Consider the following 18,004-nt stretch of genomic DNA (forward strand, 5'->3'; position numbering starts at 1 on the left):
AGCGGCCTGCGATTCCCGTCGCCATGGCTCCGCCCGCCACCGATCCGTGCCATGCTGCGCCGATGGCCGACGCCGACTATCCCGCGAGCTGGTACGCCGCGACCCGCGACGCGGCGCCCGAGCGCGCGCCGCTCGACGGCCGGCGCGAGGCGGACGTCGCCGTCGTGGGCGGCGGCTTCGCCGGCCTGCATGCGGCGCGGCTGGCGGCGATGCGCGGCCTCAGCGTCGTGCTGGTCGAGCGGCATCGCATCGGCTGGGGCGCATCGGGCCGCAACGGCGGCTTCGTCGGTGCGGGCTGGGCCGAGCGGTCGGGCGCTCTGATCGACCGGCTGGGCGTCGACGCCGCGCGCCGCCTCTACGCCCAGTCGCAGCGCGGCGTCGCCGTCGTGCGCGACGCCATCGCCGCCCTCGACCGGTCCGACATCATGATGGGTCGCGGCAAGCTCACCGTGTCGCGCACCGACCAGGGCGCCGGCTTCGCCGACCGCACGCGCGCGCTCGCCGAGACGCTGGGCGCCAGCTTCGAGCCGTGGCCGACGGAGCGGGTGCGTAGCGTACTGGCGACCGGCCGCTACCATCAGGCACTGCACGATCCCGCGTCCTTCCACATCCATCCGCTCAACCTCGCGCTGGCGCTCGCCGGGGACATCGAACGCCGGGGCGGCACGGTGTGCGAGCGCACCGATGCTGTCGCACTCGAGCGCAGCACGGGCTGGTTGCTGCGCACTGCGGCCCGCTCGGGCCCCGGCAAGGCGATGGGCGAGATCGCGGCGCGCCACGTCGTGCTGGCCGGCAATGCCGATCTCGGACCCGTCGAGCCGCGCGTGGCGCGCGCCGTCCTGCCGGTCGCGACCTATGTTGCGGTCACCGCGCCGCTCGGTCCGGCGCTGGCCGAGGCCGTCCGCTGGCCGGGCGCGATCTCCGACACCCGTCGCGCCGGCGACTACTACCGCGTGGTCGACGGCGACCGGCTGCTGTGGGGCGGCCGCATCACCACCGACACGCGCGAGCCGCCGCGGCTGCGCGCATTGATGCGCGGCGACATCCTGTCGGTGTACCCGCAGCTCGGCGACGTCCGCATCGACCATGCCTGGCCCGGCATCATGGGCTACGCAACGCACAGGATGCCCCAGGTCGGCGAGATCGCGCCCGGCCTGTGGGTCTGCTCGGCCTTCGGCGGCCACGGCGTCGCCCAGACCGCGGCCGGCGCCGACGCCGTCGTCGCGGGCATCGCCGGCGAGGACGACCGCTGGACACAGTTCCGTCCGTTCGGCATCGGTTGGGCCGGCGGCGCCGTCGGCCGGCTGGCCACCCAGCTCGTGTACTGGAAGCTGCAGGCGTCCGACTGGTGGGACGAGAAACGACAGGCGCAGAACGCGGAGGCGCTCCGGACATGACGACCGCAACCATCGGCGATTCGCCCCGCCGGCGCGAGGACCAGCGCCTCGTGACCGGCGGTGGCGCCTATCTCGACGACCTTTCCTTCGCACGCCTCGCCCACGCGGTCGTGCTGCGCTCGCCGCATGCCCATGCGCGCATCCGCGGCCTCGACGCCACGGCGGCGCTGCGGGCCCCCGGCGTGCTGGCGGTGCTGACCGCGGTCGAGGCGGCGGCGGACGGACTGAGCCCGCTGCGCCCCTATGCCGAGGCCAACGTGCAGACCGGCGAGCCCTTCGCCTTCGCGCCGCAGCCGCTGCTGGCGATCGACAAGGTGCGCTTCTCGGGCGAACCGGTGGCGCTGGTGGTGGCCGAGACGCGCGCCCAGGCCCTCGACGCCGCCGAGCTGGTCGCCGTCGACTACGAGAGCCTGCCGGCCGTGACCACGGGCCTCGCCGCCCGCGCGGCCGGCGCGCCGCTGGTCGCCGACGAGGTGCCGGGCAATGTCTGCCTCGACTGGCGGACCGGCGACGAGGCGGGCGCCGAGGCGGCGTTCGCGCGGGCGGCGCACGTCGTCACGCTCACCCTCGACAACCACCGCATCGTCATCAACCCGATGGAGCCGCGCGGCGGCGTCGGCGCCTTCGACCCGGCGAGCGGCCGCTACACGCTCCACGTCTCGAGCCAGAACATCCACATCAACCGCAACCACGTCGCGCGCTGCCTCGGCGTCGAGCCGAAGGACGTGCGCTTCGTCGCGCCCGACGTCGGCGGCGGCTTCGGCGCCAAGAACTTCGCCTACGCCGAGCACGCGCTCGTCCTGTGGGCCGCCCGCCGCACCGGCCGGCCGGTCAAGTGGATCGCCAGCCGCAGCGAGGTCTTCCTCTCGGACCATGCCGCGCGCGACATGTGGGCGGAGGCGTCGCTGGCGCTCGACGCCGAGGGGCGGTTCCTGGCGCTCAGGGCGGAAAGCGTGGCCAATCTCGGCGCCTACATGGCCGGTGCGGGCGGCGGCGTGCAGACCTACCAGTACCCGCACCTGCAGGGGACCGTGTACCGGCTGCCCTCGATCGCGCTGCGCGTCGTGGCGGTGCTGAGCAACACCGCGCCGATCGGCGTCACCCGCGGTCCGGGCTTCGCCGAGACCGTGAACATCCTCGAACGCCTGATCGACGAGGCGGCGCGGCGGACCGGCATCGACCGCGCCGAGCTGCGCCGTCGCAACATGGTGCCGGCCGACGCCATGCCGATGACCAACAGCTTCGGCTTCCAGGTCGACAGCGGCCGCTTCGCCGAGACGCTCGACGCGGCCCTGGCGCGTGCCGACGCGGCGGGCTTCGCCGAGCGTCGGCGCCGCAGTGAGGCGGCCGGCCGGCTGCGCGGCATGGGCTTTGCGTACCACATCAAGGGAACTGGCGGGCCGCCGGAGGAGAATGTCGAGATCCGCTTCGAGGAGGACGGCACGGTGTCGCTGATCACCGGCACGCAGCATATCGGCCAGGGTCACGAGACCACCTTCCCGCAGATCGTGGCGCATCGGCTGGGCGTGCCGAACGAGCGCATCCGGCTGCGCCAGGGCGACACCGACCTGATCGCCATGGGCGGCGGCCACGGCAGCTCGCGCGCCACCTTCATGGGCGGCACTGCGATCTGGCGCGCCGCCGACGAGATCATCGCCAAGGGCACCGAACTCGCGGCCGACCTGCTCGAGGCCTCGGAGAGCGACATCCGCTTCGAGGCCGGCCGCTTCGTCGTCTCGGGCACCGATCGCGCCATCGGCCTGATCGAGGTCGCCGCCCGCAGCCGTGCGGCGGGCAAGCCGCTCGACACCTATCACTGCTGGAAGCGCGAGCACCTCACCTTCCCCAACGGCGCGCACGTGGTCGAGGTCGAGATCGATCGCGACACCGGCGTGGTGCACCTCGACCGCTACACCGCGGTCGACGACTACGGCGTGCTGGTCAATCCGATGATCGCCGCGGGCCAGGCGCACGGCGCCATGGCCCAGGGCGCGGGCCAGGCGCTGCTCGAGCACGCGACCTATGATGCGGGCTCGGGGCAGATGGTGGCCGGCTCCTTCATGGACTATGCCCTGCCGCGCGCCGACGACCTCCCGTCCTTCGATCTCGGCTTCAACAACACACCCTGCACGACCAACCCCTTGGGCGTGAAGGGCTGCGGCGAAGCCGGCGCAATCGCGGCTTTCCCGGCGATCGCCAACGCCATCCTGGACGCGCTGGAGCCGTTCGGCGTCACCAGTTTCGAGGGGCCGGCGACACCGGCTCACATCTGGCAGGCCCTGCATGGCGCGGCGTCGCCGGGACGCGCCGCCTCGTGAAGCTCCACGCGCCCGCCGCCGCCCGCAACCGCCAGCCGATCCTCGACGTGCTCGGGCCGCGCCTGCCGGCGCAGGGCCTGGTGCTCGAAGTGGCGAGCGGCACCGGCGAGCATGTCGTGCACTTCGCCGCCAGCCTGCCGCATCTCGTCTTCCAGCCCAGCGACCCCGACGCGCCATCGCGGGCCAGCATCGACGCCTGGTCGCAGGAGAGCGGTCTCGCCAACGTGCGACCGGCGGTGGCGCTCGACGTCGAGGCGGCGGACTGGCCGGTCGCGGCAGCCGACGCGGTCCTGTGCAGCAACATGATCCACATCGCGCCCTGGTCGGCCGCCGAGGGACTGCTGGCCGGCGCGGCGCGGATCCTGCCCTCGGGCGGCGTGCTGCATCTCTACGGTCCCTATCGCCGCGAGGGCCGGCACACCGCCCCGAGCAACGAGGCCTTCGACGCCGACCTGCGACGCCGTAATCCTGCCTGGGGCGTGCGTGATCTCGAGACCGTGGCGGGCCGCGCGGCCGACCGGGGCTTCGGCCCGCCGGAGATCGTCGAGATGCCGGCGAACAATCTCTCGCTCACCTTCCGGCGGCGCTGATCCCGTGCTGCTGGCCCAGATCTCCGACCTGCATGTCCGCCCGGCCGGCCAGCGCTACAAGGACGCCGTCGATTCGAACCGCATGCTGGCCGAGGCCATCGCCCATCTGAATGGGCTGGATCCTCGTCCGGAGCTGGTGCTGATCACCGGCGACCTGGTCGACGAGGGGCTCGACGCGGAGTACGAGGCGCTGTGGGACCTGCTGGCGGCGCTCGAGCCGCCGTTCCTGCTGATGCCGGGCAATCACGACGATCGCGAGACCCTGGTGCGGCACTTCCCCGAGCATGCCTACCTGCCGCCGCGCGGCCCCAAGCACTACGTCGTCGACCGACCGCCGCTCCGGATCGTGGCGCTCGACACGACGGTGCCGGGCGACCACCACGGCGAGGTCGACGCGGCGGGGCTGGCCTGGCTGGAGACGGCCCTGCAGGGCGGGCGCGGGGCGCCGACCGTGGTGCTGATGCACCATCCGCCCTTCGCCTGCGGCATTCCCTACCTGGACAGGTACATGTGCCGCGATCCCGGCCGTCTCGAAAAGGTGATCGGCCGCTTCCCCAACGTCGAGCGGGTCCTGTGCGGCCACGTCCACCGGCCGATCCTGCGCCGCTGGGCGGGCACGGTCCTGGCGACCTGCCCCAGCACCGCGACACAAATTGCATTGAGGCTTCGCACCGACGCCTCGCCCGCCTCGTTCTGCGAGCCGCCGGCCTGCCTGCTGCATCACTGGCAGGATGGCGCAATGGTCACACACACTTCGTATATCGGTCGCTTTGAAGGACCTTTTCCCTTCGCCTGAGCCGCCGCCCTCGGCCCGTCGACGCGGGTAGCGTTCCGGGTTGGGATGGGGTAACGCTCAGGAACCATCGCACGGGGGAGACTCGTCTGAACATGGCGTATCGCAGCCTGATCCTGCTGCCGCTCGTGGCCGCCTTCCTCGCGGGCTGCAAGCCCGAGAACAAGTTCCAGCCGCCGCCGCCGCCCGACATCTCCGTGGCCGTCCCGCTGAAGCAGTCGATCATCCCGTACGAGCAGCTGACCGGCAACACGGTCGCCTTCAACACGGTCGACCTGGTGGCCCGCGTCGAGGGCTTCCTCGAATCGCAGAACTACGTCGACGGCTCGCCCATGAAGAAGGGCGACACGCTCTTCGTCATCGAGCAGACGATGTACAAGGCGAAGGTCCAGGAGGCGGAGGCCCAGCTCGACGCCGCCAAGGCCGAGCTCGTCCAGTCGGAAGCGGAGTTCGACCGCCAGGAGACGCTGCTGCGGCAGAACGTGTCGGCCCAGACCACCTACGACAAGGCCAAGGCCAAGCGTGACAGCGACCGCGCCAACGTCGAGAACGCCCAGGGCAACCTCACGATCGCCAAGACCAACCTCGGCTACACGACGGTGCAGGCGCCCTTCGACGGGCTCGTGACCAAGCACTTGATCTCGGTGGGCGAGCTCGTGGGCAGCAGCACCGCCACCAAGCTCGCGACGATCGTCCAGCTCGACCCGATCTACGTCGAGTTCAACATGAGCGAGCAGACCCTTCTCGACATCCGCGCTGGCCTCAAGAAGCGGCTGACCCTCGAGGAACTCTCGAAGATCCCGCTCGACATCGGCCTGATGACCGAGGAGGGCTTTCCGCATTCGGGCCACCTGAACTACGTCTCGCCCGAGGTCGATCCGAACACAGGCACCATCCTGATCCGCGGCCTGTTCCCGAACCCGAAACTCGAGCTGCTGCCCGGCTTCTTCACCCGCATCCGCGTGCCGCTGGCCCAGGGGGCGAAGGAAGACCTGCTGGTCCCGAACCGCGTGATCGCCGAGGACCAGGCGGGCCAATACGTCCTCACCGTCAACAAGGACGATGTCGTCGAGCAGAAGCGCATCAAGACCGGCCAGCTGCTGCCCGGCGGGCTGCGCATCGTCACCGACGGGCTGAAGCCCGACGACCGCGTCGTGCTGACCACCAACGGCCGCGCCGTTCCGGGCAGCAAGGTCGTGCCCAAGGATGGCACCATCCCGCCGCCGCCGGCGGGGGCCAACATCACGACGACCAAGTAACCGCCGGGTCCGCGAGCGATGATTTCCGCGTTCTTCATCAACCGGCCGGTGCTCGCCAACGTCCTGGCGATCGTCATCGTGCTGCTCGGCGCGGTGGCGCTGGCGACCCTGCCGGTCGCGCAGTATCCCAACATCGTGCCGCCGACGGTGCAGGTCACGACGACCTATCCGGGCGCCAGCGCCAAGACGGTGGTCGACAACGTCGCGCTGCCCATCGAGCTGCAGGTCAACGGCGTCGAGGACATGATCTACATGTCGTCGACCAGCACGGATGCCGGCACCTATACGCTCACCGTGACCTTCGCGATCGGCACCGACCTCGATTTCGCGCAGGTGCTGGTGCAGAACAGGGTGAGCGCCGCGCTGGCCTCACTGCCGATGGCCGTCCAGGCCCAGGGCGTGGTGACGCAGAAGAAGTCGACCTCGATCCTGCAGATCGTCACGCTCAATTCGCCCGACAACACGTTCGACAGCCTCTACATGTCGAACTACGCCACCATCAACCTGGTCAACGAACTGTCGCGGCTGCCCGGTGTCGGCAACACCCAGGTGCTGGGCGTCGGCGAGTACTCGATGCGCGTCTGGCTCGATCCGCAGAAGCTCTACACCTACGGGCTCACGCCCTCCGACGTCAGCCGGGTCATCCAGGAGCAGAGCCAGCCGGTGACGGCCGGGCAGGTCGGCCAGCCGCCCGCGCCCAAGGGCCAGGACTTCCAGTTCACCATCGACATCCTCGGCCGGCTGAGCACGCCCGACGAGTTCGGCAACGTCGTCGTCAAGTCCGGCCAGGGCAACGGCGGCCGCATCCTGCGGCTGAAGGACATCGCCCGCATCGAGATGGGCGCCCAGACCTACGTCAACACCTCGCGCCTGAACGGCAAGCCCAACGCCGGCGTCGCCATCTACCAGCTGCCCAACGCCAACGCGCTGGACGTGGCCAAGCTCGTCGACGCCAAGATGAAGGAGCTCGCGAAGGCCTTCCCCAAGGGGCTGGTCTACGACGTTCCCTTCGACACGACGCGGTTCGTGAACGCCTCGATCAAGGAGGTCTTCATGACCCTGATCGAGGCCGGCATCCTGGTGCTGATCGTCATCGTGCTGTTCCTGCAGGACTGGCGCGCCATGCTGGTCCCCGCCACCACGATCCCGGTCACCATCATCGGCGCCTTCGCCGCCATGGCCGCGCTCGGCTTCACGGTGAACACCACGACGATGTTCGGCATCGTGCTGGCGATCGGCATCGTGGTCGACGACGCCATCGTGATCGTCGAGGGCGTCGCGCATCACATCGAGCGGGGCCTGACGCCCCACGACGCCGCCATCAAGGCGATGGACGAGCTGTTCGGGCCCGTGATCGGCATCACGCTGGTGCTGATGTCGGTGTTCCTGCCGGCCGCCTTCGTGCCCGGCCTGACCGGCCAGATGTTCGCGCAGTTCGCGCTGGTCATCGCCGCGACGGCGCTGATCAGCGCCATCAACGCCGCGACGCTGAAGCCCACCCAGTGCGCCCTGTGGCTGAGGCCCGCGGTGCCGCCGGAGAAGCGCAACTTCTTCTTTCGCGGCTTCAACAAGGTCTATGGCCGGATCGAGGACGGCTATGCCTGGTTGATCGGCAAGATGACCCACCATGCCCTGTTCATGGTGCTGATCGCTTTCGCCCTGGCGGCGGCGGGCGGCTGGGGCATCGCGCGCCTGCCGACGGCGTTCATCCCCAACGAGGATCAGGGCTACATGCTGATCGGCGTGCAGCTTCCCGACGGCGCCTCGCTGGAGCGCACCGACGCGGTGATGGGCGAGGTCAGCAAGATCGCCGAGGCCACGCCCGGCGTCGACAAGGTCGTGGCGCTGAGCGGCATGTCGGTGCTCGACGGCAACGCCGTCCTGGCCAATGCCGGCGTCGCCTACGTCATCCTCAAGGACTGGAGCGTGCGTCTCGACCAGCCGGGCCAGGACCTGCGCTCGATCGTCCTGCATATCGCCGGCGCCGTGCAGAACCTGCAGGATGGGCGGGCCTTCCCGCTGGTGCCGCCGGCCATCCAGGGCATCGGCAATGCCGGCGGCTTCCAGCTCCAGGTCGAGCAGAAGGACGGCAGCTTCGACTACGTCAAGCTGCAGAACGCCACCAACAACATGATCCAGCAGGCCCGCACCCAGTCGGGCCTGTCCAACCTGGTGACGTCCTTCCGCGCCGGGGCGCCGCACGTCCGCGTCGAGGTCGACCGGCTGAAGGCGGAAACGCTGAAGGTCTCGATCGGCGACGTGTTCACCACCCTGTCGACCTATCTCGGCTCGGCCTACGTCAACCGCTTCAACAAGTTCGGCCTCAGCCTGATGGTCTTCCTGCAGGCCGATTCGCAGTACCGCACGAGGCCGAGCGACATCCTGCTCCTGCAGGTGAAGAACCAGGACGGCAAGATGGTGCCGATCGGCGCGCTGGCCGAGCTGAAGGATGCGGCCGGTCCGCCGCTGATCACGCTCTACAATCTCTACCCGTCGGCCGCGATCGTCGGCTCGCCGGCGCCGGGCTTCAGCTCGGGCGAGGCGATCGGCCTGATGGACCAGATCGCCGCCGCCACCCTGCCGCCGGGCACCGGCTCGGAATGGACGGCGATGTCGTACCAGGAGAACCTGGTCGGCAACCAGCTCACCTACGTGTTCGCGCTCGCCATCCTGCTGGTCTATCTCTGCCTGGCCGGACAGTACGAGAGCTGGATCGCGCCGCTCGGCGTGATCTTCGCGGTGCCGCTGTCGCTCTCCGGACCCGCCATCGCGCTGGGTTTTCTCGGCCTGCCCAACAACATCTACACGCAGATCGGGCTGATGCTGCTGATCGCGCTCAGCGCCAAGAACGCCATCCTGATCGTCGAGGTGGCGCGCGACGCGCGGCTGATCCACGGCAGGGACATCCTGGAGTCCGCGGTCGAGGCCGCTCGCACCCGCTTCCGGCCCATCCTCATGACCTCCTTCGCCTTCATCCTCGGCGTCGTGCCGCTGGTGACGGCGACTGGCGCGGGCGCCAACTCGCGCATCTCGCTCGGCCTCGCGGTGTTCAGCGGCATGATCGCCTCGACCTGCCTCGCCGTGCTGTTCGTGCCGTCCTTCTTCGTCGTGCTGCAGCGCTTCGAGGAGAGGCGCAAGGGACGCAAGGTGCCGAAGGCCGTCCCGTCGGCGACCTGACGGGCGGGCCGCGGGAAGGGGCGACGCCGGGTCCGGCTTGCGCCGCCCCATTTCTGTGCTAGGGGGCTGCGTCGTCCAAGGAAACGCCCCTGAAGAACGCCCTCCTCTTCCTCGTCTCGATGGTTCTCTGCCTCGCCGCCGCCGAGGCCGCCGTCCGCTACATCGACGGCTATGCGATGTTCGCCATGCCGCTCAGCGCGCCGACCGGCAGCTCGAGCGTGAGCCCGGCCGTCCTCGACAGCGTCCCCGTCGCCGCCGGCGTCGAGCGCCAGTGGTTCTACGACGATCCGCCGGCTCTGGCGAACCGCCGCGCGGTGCCCGAGGAATGGACACGGCTGTTCCGCGCCATCGAGGCCGATCCCGACGGCAGCATGGACTTCCGTCCGCCGGACGTGTTCAAGGCCTGGAACTCGGTGTTCGCCGGCCCCGATCCCTGCAAGCACCCGTTCCTGCGCCGGGCGCCCGGCGTGCTGTGGCTCTACGATCCGCCGGACGGCTCGCCGCATCCGCCCTATCGCTACCTGCCGAACGCCACGCTGCCCAACGGCCTCGTCACCAACCAGATGGGCTGGCGCGGCGCGCCGATCGAGGATCCGCGCGGCCCGCGCACGATCCGCATCGTGTTCGTCGGCTCCTCGACCACCATGGGCGCCCCGCACCTGCCCTTCTCCTATCCCGAGTTTGTCGGCTACTGGCTGAACCGCTGGGCGAAGGCCAGGGGCCTCGACCTGCGCTTCGAGGCGCTGAACATGGGGCGCGAGAGCATCACCTCGGCCGACAGCGCGGCCGTCGTGCGGACCGAGATCCTTCCGCTGCGGCCCGACCTCGTCGTCTATTACGAAGGCGGCAACCAGTTCCGGCCGGCCTCGGTCGTGACCGGCGCGCCGAAGGGCGCCACACCGAAGCCGCCGGCCGCCGTCGCCTCGACCTCGCCGTCGTGGCTGCAGGAAGCCGCCCGCTACTCGGCGGTGATGGCGCGCGTGCAGGCGGCGGTCGGCATGGCCGGGACGCGGGACGAGAAGGCCGGCGCCGAATGGCCCAAGCCGGACTATCGCTTCACATGGCCCGAAGGGCTCGACGAGAAGGATCCCGACCTCGCCTATCCCGACCTGCCGGTCAGCCTCAACGAGATCGAGAACGACCTCGACCGGATCCGCGCCGACCTCGCGACCGTCGACAGCGACTTCGCGCTGAGCTCCTTCCTCTGGATGGTGAAGGACGGGATGGTGCTCGATCCCGTGCGCCACAAGTACATCCTGGAGCAGCTCAACGTCGCCAACTTCCCGTACCGGTATCGCGACATGGAGCGGCTGTCGAACTTCCAGAACCGCTTCCTCGCCAAGTACGCCCGCGTCCACAAGCTGCCCTTCATCGACTTCGCGCGCTACGTGCCGCTCGACCCCGACCTGTTCGTCGACGCGGTCCACACCAACTATGCCGGGCTGCGCCTGCAGGCCTGGGTGGCGTTCAACCAGCTCCTGCCGACGGTCGAGAAGCATCTCGCCGACGGTTCGTGGCCGCGGCCGGTCGATCCCAAGGCGCCGCCGCTGCCCACCATCACGCCGCGCCGGATCACGCTGCACTGCCGCTGAGCCTCCCCCGGCCTCCCTCGCCAAGGCCCGTCCGGTCGGCTAGCCTCGATCCCAATCCGGCCACCGAGGGAGGAAGGCCATGCGCAACACGCGCCTCGACATCCGTCTCCTGTCCGGCGCCGGCGGCGCCGAGATCTCCGGCGTCGACGTCGCGCAGGACCTCGACGACGGCACGATCGGCGAGATCCGCGACGCGCTGAACGAGCACTGCGTCGTCTTCTTCCGCGACCAGACGCTCGACGTCGCGCGCCACAAGGCCTTCGCCCGCCGCTTCGGCGAGATCTTCATCCATCCCAACTATGTCGGCACGGGCGACGATCCCGAGATCGTCATGGTGCGGCGCGAGCCCGGCGACACCGGCTATGTCGGCGAGGACTGGCATGCCGACACGACGATGATGGAAGAGCCGCCGATGGGCGCCATCCTCTACGCCATCGACGTGCCGGCCTATGGCGGCGACACGATGTTCGCCAACCAGTACCTCGCCTACGAGGCGCTGTCGGACGGCATGAAGAAGCTGCTCGAGGGCCTGCGCGCCTGGCACAGCGACATCATGGTGGCGGGACCGCAGGCCGGGAAGAACAAGGGGCGCTCGACCAAGCATCGCGACGGCGCCGACTGGCGCGAGACGCGCAGCCTGCATCCGGTGGTCCGCACCCATCCCGAGACCGGCCGCAAGATGCTGTTCGTCAACAAGTCCTACACGGTCGGCTTCGAGGGCATGACCGAGGCCGAAAGCCGGCCGCTGCTCGACTTCCTGATGGAGCACGGCAACCGGCCCGAGTTCACCTTCCGCTGGCGCTGGCAGAACGGCTCGATCGCCTTCTGGGACAATCGCAGCGCCAAGCACATCGCGCTGGGCGACACCGGCCCGTTCCGCCGCCTGCTGCGCCGCATCCAGGTCAGCGGCGACCGGCCGGTCTGACAGGTCGCGCGTCGAAGGTCGACGCGCGATCAGCGCCCCGCCACCGCCGGCAGGCCCTGCGCCAGCCGCGCCGCCTCGGCCAGCATGCCCTCGATCAGGTCGGCGACGGGCACGATCCCGGTGATCAGGCCGGCGACCTGCCCCGCCGCCGACTGACGCCGGTCGCGCTTGCCCTCGCCGTAGCGCGACGCGCGGACCTGCGCGGCCATCTCCTTCAGCGTCGCCGCATCGGTGCCGCGCGCCACCGCCTCCTCGTAGGTCACGATCTCGGGCGTGCGGATGCAGCGCACCGTGGCGCCGGTCATGGCGCGGGTGACGATCGTGTCGGTCTCGCGCATCGCCAGCAGCCGCTCGCGCCCCCACTCGTTGAGGTCGGACTCCTCGGTGGCCATGAAGCGCGTCCCCATCTGGACCCCGACCGCGCCCAGCGCGAAGGCGGCGAGGAAGCCGCGCGCGTCGCCGATGCCGCCGGCCGCCAGCACCGGGATGCGGACCGCGTCGACGACCTGCGGCACCAGCGGCAGGGTCGACACGGTGCCGACATGGCCGCCGGCCTCGCTGCCCGAGGCGACGACGGCGTCCACGCCCTCGCCCGCCATGCGCCGCGCATGCTCGACCGTCGGGATCACCGACACGACCTTGATGCCGGCATCCTTGAGACGACGCACCACGGCCTCGCCGGGATCGGCCCGGCCGGTGGTGACGACCGGAATGCCGAGTTCGATGCAGGTCGCGGCGCAGCGCTCGGTGATGCCGCGGCCCATCGGCATGATGTTGACCCCGAACGGCCGGCCGGTGCGCGTGCGCACCGCTTCGATGTCCTCGCGGAGCTTCTGGTCCGTACCACCGAAGGTCGGCAGGACGCCGAGCCCACCGGCCTCGCTCACCGCCGCCACCAGCTCGACGCCGCCGCCGCCCTGCATGGCGCCCTGCAGGATGGGGTAGCGGATGCCCAGCAGGTCGCAGACGGCGGTATGGAACATGGTCAGGCCGCCCTGGTGCCCGTGACGCGGCCGAGCGAGCCGGGAATGAAGTCGTGCAGCGCGACGTCGCCGAAGCCCGCCGCCCGGAAGTAGCCCAGCACGTCGGCTTCCGAATGGGCGAGCCCCAGCGAGTCCGACACGGCCTGCCCCAGGCCCCAGTAGGCCGGGCCCCACGGGCCGGTCCGCTGGTCGTTGGTCATCTCGCCGATCAGGTGCATCTGCCCGCCCGGCAGCAGCGCGTCGTGTGCCTTGGCGATGACGCTCGCGATCATGTCACGGCCGTACATCGGCAGGTTCGACGCCATGATGGCGACGTCGCAGTCGGTGGGGAACGGATCGCGCGTGAAGTTGCAGGGACGCGCCTCGATGCGGTCGGCGAAGCCGTGCTCGGCGATGAAGTCGCGCGCCACCTCGCACACGACCGGCAGGTCGAGCACCACGCCGCGGATCGAGGGATGTTCCTTGGCGGCGGCGATGCAGTAGGCGCCCGAACCGCCGCCGATGTCCATGATGCGGCGCCTCCCGGCGAGGTCGACCTGGCGCACGAAGCGGCGGCCGGCGCCCAGTCCGATCGAATAGGTCGCCGCGTGGTAGCGCCGCGCGTCGGCCACGGTGAAGGTCTCGATCGACCCCATCGTCCGCAGGTCCTTGACGCGCAGATGCTCGGCCAGCCGGCCCCATTCGCCCCACTGCGGCTTGGTGAAGGTGATCCACGGGCCCATGTAGCCGGGCCTGCCCTCGACCAGGTAGCGCTCGACATCGGGCGCATTGACGTGGCGCTCGCCCGACTTCTCCAGCAGGCCGGCGGCGCACAGCATGACCATCAGCCGCTCGGCATTGGTCGGATGGATGTCGACGGCGCGCGCCACCTCCTCGTAGGTGCCGGCGCCGTTGCCGATCGCCGTGAAGACGCCGATCTCGACCGCGGCCATCAGGGCCGCCGACTGGCCGTAAGACTGCGCGATGTTCTGCAGGCGGACCGTGGTCGGCGGCGGCGCGGCCGCCGAAGAACGCTGCTCTTGCTTCGCCATGCTTCCTCCCGCCGTTTCGCGAAAAGACAGCACGGCCGACCGTCAGGAACAATGTGATCGAGCCGCACCGCGGCCGAGGCAGACATCGTATCGCAGCCTCACGTTCCGATCAATAACAATAGTTATCGAGCGCGATGCTGCGCAGCGAGGTTCTTTTATTGCGACTTTTTGGGCTCCAGAAAGGGCTCTCTGTAGGATCCGCTGGCGGAAACTCTACCAAATCTAGTCGCCTGCGCGCTGGGCCGCCTCCATCAGCACCACACTGTGACGGCAATGACTGCACACAGGCCAAAGATGCGGTTTGAGCGTGGAGCTTGAGTGCCTCCACCGCAATTTGGCATCGTCACGACGTGCCTTGGACCGAGCGCAAGTACGAGATCCCCTGTAGGACGACACCGATGTCCAAACAGTCCGTTCGCTGGAAGATGATGCTATGGGATGTATTCACCCGATGGGCACTCATCGGCGCAGCATTCTCTGTCGTGATGTACGGCGCCTCGCTTTTCCTCTCTCCTCCGCTCGACATCAAGTTTCGCAAGGCCGCCTATATCGCCATGATATCGTCTATGGGGCTCGGCATATTTTTTTCGATCGTCTTCTTCATTCGAACGCGAGAAAAGTAGCCTCGCGTTCGAGATAGTCTCTCACTCGCCGACCCTACCCGAACGTGCGGCGGTAGCTCTTCGTCATCAGTTCGTCGAGGCGCGTGCCGGGCTCGAAGTCGGCCATGTCGGCCGGCCGCTGCAAGCCGGGGATCTGGCGCTCGCATTCCGACGGCGTGCCGATGACCTGGGTGACCGGGTAGAGCGCCGACCAGGCCCGAACGCCCTCGTAGTCCTCCTCCTCGTCGGCGACGTGCTTGTCGCGGATCTTGCCCGAGGCGTGCTCGATCTCCATGCCCATCATCGTGGTCGCCTTGAACTCCTGGGCGTTGGGCTGGCGGATCAGGGTGGAGCGGCCGGGATAGATGCGGTCGATGAAGCGGTCCATCAGCTTCAGCTTCTTCTCCGCGTCGTCGACGATGTGCGCGGTGCCGAACGCCATCACCGCGCGGTAGTTGACCGAATGGTGGAAGCCCGAGCGCGCCATCACCAGCGCGTCGAGATGGGTGACCGTGAGGCAGACCGGCACGCCCTGGCCCTGGGTGCGGATCATGCGGCTGGCCGAGGAGCCGTGCCAGTAGAGATGGTCGCCCTCGCGCCAGAACGAGGTCGGCGTGCAATAGGGGCGGCCGTCGATCACGTAGGCGATGTGGCAGACCAGCGCGGCATCGAGGATCTCGTAGACCGTCTTGCGGTCGTAGCGGCCGCGCTCGTGCACGCGCTTCACCCGGTTGACCGGGGTGACGCCGAAGCTCTCGGCGGTGTTCTCGGGATTGTGGCCGCGTGCGACGGTCTGGGTGCTCATGACGAAAACGGTCTCCGGCGATGGCGAGGGACGATTGCGGGCCGGACCATCGCCCCGTTAAGGTACAGGCGAAAGAGCCAGTTTGGACAATCCGGACTGTACCAGTCATGCCCCGTCCCCAGCGCCCGGCCGCTCCGCTCGGCCTCGTCCTCGACGTCGGCTCGACCGCGCCGCTGCACCGCCAGATCGGCGAGCAGGTGCGCCGCGCCATCCTCGAGCGGCGGCTGGCGCCCGGCCAGCGCCTGCCCTCCTCGCGCCTGATGGCGCGCGAGCTCGAGGTCGCGCGCGGCACCGTGCTGCTGGCGATGGACCAGCTCGTGGCCGAGGGCTACGTCGTGGCGCAGGCGGCCTCCGGACTTTCCGTCGCGACCGACCTGCCCGACGACATGCTGACGGCTCCGCGCGATGCGGCGAATCGACCGGCAACGAGTGCCGTCGCCGCGCCGGACCTCTCACGCCGCGCCCGCAAGGTGCTGCGCGACGACATGGCGGGCTTCGGCTTCGAGGACGCGCCGCTTGCCTTCCCCACCGGCCAGCCCGATCGCGCGGCCTTTCCCTTCGCCCTGTGGGCGCGCCTGCTCGACCGCGAATGGCGGCGGCCGTCGTGGGCGGTCGCCGGCGCGCTGCATCCGTTCGGCCATGCCGCGCTGCGCGCCGCCATCGCCGGCTATCTCGGCGCCGCGCGCGGCTTCGCCTGCACGGCCGACTCGGTCGTGATCACGACGGGGGTGCGCCAGAGCCTGGCCCTGCTGGCCTGGCTGGTGCTCGACCCCGGCGAGTCGGCATGGATCGAGGAACCGAGCTTCGTCGGCACGCGCGAGGCGCTGGCGGCCGCCGGCGTGCGCGCCATGCCGGTGCCGATCGACGACTCGGGCTTCGTCGTCGAGCGCGCGCTCGTCGCCGCGCCTCGCGCCCGCCTCGCGGTGGTGGCGCCGGCCCATCAGTTCCCGCTCGGCACGGTGCTCGGCCTGCAGCGGCGGCTCGAGCTGCTGAGCTGGGCCGAGCGCGAGGGCGGCTGGATCGCCGAGGACGATTTCGACGGCGAGTACCGCTATGCCGGCCGGCCGCTGGCGCCGCTGCGGGCGCTCGACCGCAGCGGCCGCGTCGCCTATCTCGCCAGCTTCTCGAAGCTGCTCTTCCCGGCGCTGCGGCTGAGCTACGTCGTTCTCCCGGATGCACTCGTGCCCGCCGCGGAACGATGGATGGCAGCGGTGGCGGCGCGTCCCTCGCTGCTCGGCCAGGGCGCGCTGGCACGCTTCATCGACGACGGGCACCTCGCCACCCATCTGCGCCGCACGCGCCTGCTCTACGCCGCGCGCCAGGAGGCGCTGCTGGCCGCCCTCGACCGGCATCTCGCGCCATGGCTGGAAAGCGAACGCGACGCGGGCGGCATGCATCTGGTTGCGCGACCGGTTCGAGACATCGCCGCCGGATTCGACGATCGTGCTACTGCCGCCGCTGCTGCGCGGGCGGGAATCGCGGTCGCGCCGCTGTCGACCTGCTATGTCGGCCGGCGACGACGGCACGGACTGATCCTGGGCTATGCCGGCACGCCGGACGCCGCGATCGATGCCGGCTGTGCCACGCTTGCCGGCGTGCTGCGCGACGCCGTGGCGCCGACCGGCAGGCGACAGCAGACGACGGCCGCGTCGCGGACAAAGGTCCGGAGCCGGCGCGGCCGGTAATCCCCGTCAGGAATCGCGTTCGATTTCCTCACGCGCCATGAACGTCGCGAGCCTGTCCTGATCAGCGTCGCCGGCAGGCGCCGTTGGCCGAGCGTGAGCCTCACACCGTTCACGCGACTGTGTAGCCGCATCCATGACACGTGACGCCGCTTCGACAATCCGGCTCGCGCCGCGGGGCGTAACCCTGACGATCCGCGCATCGTCGCGGAGGAACTGCTCGCAATCCCTTTCCGGAGAATGCAAATGACCCTGCGAATCCTCTTCGCGTGCTCGCTCACGGCTGCCGCTTTCGCGGCGGCGTCGCCCGTGCTGGCAGCCAATCCCGCGGTCGGCGGTGCAGCGATGTACGACAACAAGACGATCGTCGAGAACGCCGCCAATTCGAAGGATCACACGACGCTCGTTGCCGCGGTCAAGGCCGCAGGCCTGGTCGATACGCTGTCCGGACCGGGTCCCTTCACGGTCTTCGCCCCGACCAACGCCGCCTTCGCCAAGTTGCCCGCCGGCACGGTCGACTCCCTCGTGAAGCCCGAGAACAAGGCGAAGCTCACCAAGATCCTCACCTGTCATGTCGTTTCCGCCAACGCGATGTCGGGCGCCATCGCCAAGATGATCGCCGACGACAAGGGCAACCATCCCGTCAAGACGGTCGGCGGGTGCGTTCTGCAAGCCAAGATGATGGGCGACAAGATCACGCTCACCGACGAGAACGGCAACGTGGCCACCGTGACCATCGCCGACGTGAAGCAGTCGAACGGCGTCATCCACGTGGTCGACACCGTCCTGCTGCCGAAGATGTAGCGCGCTCGATGTCGCCGGCAGGCTGGCCTCGCTCGGGGCCAGCCTG

The 18,004-nt window shown here is 69.8% G+C and carries 14 protein-coding genes; 11 read left to right on the top strand and 3 right to left on the bottom strand.

Annotation, left to right across the window (positions count from 1 at the left end; genetic code table 11):
* The first annotated feature begins 23 nt into the window (after window positions 1–23).
* The 8 genes from ACO073_RS02450 to ACO073_RS02485 all read left to right on the top strand — a co-directional run bounded on the left by ACO073_RS02450 (window position 24) and on the right by ACO073_RS02485 (window position 12,051).
* Window positions 24–1,397 carry an NAD(P)/FAD-dependent oxidoreductase gene (locus tag ACO073_RS02450; RefSeq protein ID WP_421994913.1) on the top strand — a complete coding sequence of 458 codons (1,374 nt, stop codon included), beginning with the start codon at window positions 24–26 and terminating at the stop codon, window positions 1,395–1,397.
* A complete protein-coding gene (locus ACO073_RS02455) occupies window positions 1,394–3,715 on the top strand; it encodes a xanthine dehydrogenase family protein molybdopterin-binding subunit (RefSeq protein ID WP_421994915.1) in 2,322 nt (773 codons plus the stop codon). Before ACO073_RS02450 ends, ACO073_RS02455 begins: the two co-directional genes overlap by 4 nt.
* Entirely contained in the window at window positions 3,712–4,305 is a 594-nt protein-coding gene (locus ACO073_RS02460) for a DUF938 domain-containing protein (protein ID WP_421994917.1), read from the top strand. The genes ACO073_RS02455 and ACO073_RS02460 overlap by 4 nt, the downstream gene beginning before the upstream one ends.
* Before the next feature lie 4 nt (window positions 4,306–4,309).
* Entirely contained in the window at window positions 4,310–5,101 is a 792-nt protein-coding gene (locus ACO073_RS02465) for a phosphodiesterase (protein WP_421994919.1), read from the top strand.
* Window positions 5,102–5,193: 92 nt separating this feature from the next.
* Window positions 5,194–6,357: an efflux RND transporter periplasmic adaptor subunit gene (locus ACO073_RS02470; protein ID WP_421994921.1), complete on the top strand. Its 1,164-nt coding sequence runs from the start codon at window positions 5,194–5,196 to the stop codon at window positions 6,355–6,357.
* 18 nt (window positions 6,358–6,375) lie between these two features.
* Window positions 6,376–9,534, top strand: coding sequence for an efflux RND transporter permease subunit (locus ACO073_RS02475; protein ID WP_421994923.1), 3,159 nt, complete (start codon window positions 6,376–6,378; stop codon window positions 9,532–9,534).
* Window positions 9,535–9,653: 119 nt separating this feature from the next.
* Window positions 9,654–11,126 carry a hypothetical protein gene (locus ACO073_RS02480; RefSeq protein WP_421994925.1) on the top strand — a complete coding sequence of 491 codons (1,473 nt, stop codon included), beginning with the start codon at window positions 9,654–9,656 and terminating at the stop codon, window positions 11,124–11,126.
* A gap of 79 nt (window positions 11,127–11,205) precedes the next feature.
* Window positions 11,206–12,051, top strand: a complete 846-nt coding sequence (locus ACO073_RS02485) for a TauD/TfdA dioxygenase family protein (RefSeq protein ID WP_421994927.1) — start codon at window positions 11,206–11,208, stop codon at window positions 12,049–12,051.
* A gap of 29 nt (window positions 12,052–12,080) precedes the next feature.
* Here ACO073_RS02485 and ACO073_RS02490 read toward each other — a convergent pair whose 3' ends face one another.
* Both ACO073_RS02490 and ACO073_RS02495 read right to left on the bottom strand, forming a co-directional pair.
* Window positions 12,081–13,034: an NAD(P)H-dependent flavin oxidoreductase gene (locus tag ACO073_RS02490; RefSeq protein ID WP_421994929.1), complete on the bottom strand. Its 954-nt coding sequence runs from the start codon at window positions 13,032–13,034 to the stop codon at window positions 12,081–12,083.
* Between the two features lie 2 nt (window positions 13,035–13,036).
* On the bottom strand, window positions 13,037–14,065 hold the full coding sequence (locus ACO073_RS02495; RefSeq protein WP_421994931.1) for a methyltransferase: 1,029 nt from the start codon (window positions 14,063–14,065) through the stop codon (window positions 13,037–13,039).
* A gap of 398 nt (window positions 14,066–14,463) precedes the next feature.
* On the opposite strand from ACO073_RS02495, the gene ACO073_RS02500 reads away from it, so the two are divergent.
* Window positions 14,464–14,688 carry a hypothetical protein gene (locus ACO073_RS02500; protein WP_421994933.1) on the top strand — a complete coding sequence of 75 codons (225 nt, stop codon included), beginning with the start codon at window positions 14,464–14,466 and terminating at the stop codon, window positions 14,686–14,688.
* A 34-nt stretch (window positions 14,689–14,722) separates the two neighbouring features.
* Here ACO073_RS02500 and ACO073_RS02505 read toward each other — a convergent pair whose 3' ends face one another.
* Window positions 14,723–15,472 carry a pyridoxamine 5'-phosphate oxidase family protein gene (locus ACO073_RS02505; RefSeq protein ID WP_421994935.1) on the bottom strand — a complete coding sequence of 250 codons (750 nt, stop codon included), beginning with the start codon at window positions 15,470–15,472 and terminating at the stop codon, window positions 14,723–14,725.
* Window positions 15,473–15,579: 107 nt separating this feature from the next.
* Between ACO073_RS02505 and ACO073_RS02510 the strand changes: the two genes are divergently transcribed.
* Entirely contained in the window at window positions 15,580–17,157 is a 1,578-nt protein-coding gene (locus ACO073_RS02510; protein WP_421994937.1) for a PLP-dependent aminotransferase family protein, read from the top strand.
* A 243-nt stretch (window positions 17,158–17,400) separates the two neighbouring features.
* The gene (locus tag ACO073_RS02515; protein WP_421994939.1) at window positions 17,401–17,958 is read left to right on the top strand and encodes a fasciclin domain-containing protein; all 558 of its coding nucleotides are present in this window, start codon (window positions 17,401–17,403) and stop codon (window positions 17,956–17,958) included.
* Window positions 17,959–18,004: the final 46 nt, after the last annotated feature.

It is taken from the genome of Reyranella sp. (genome assembly GCF_965229815.1).
GTDB lineage: Bacteria > Pseudomonadota > Alphaproteobacteria > Reyranellales > Reyranellaceae > Reyranella.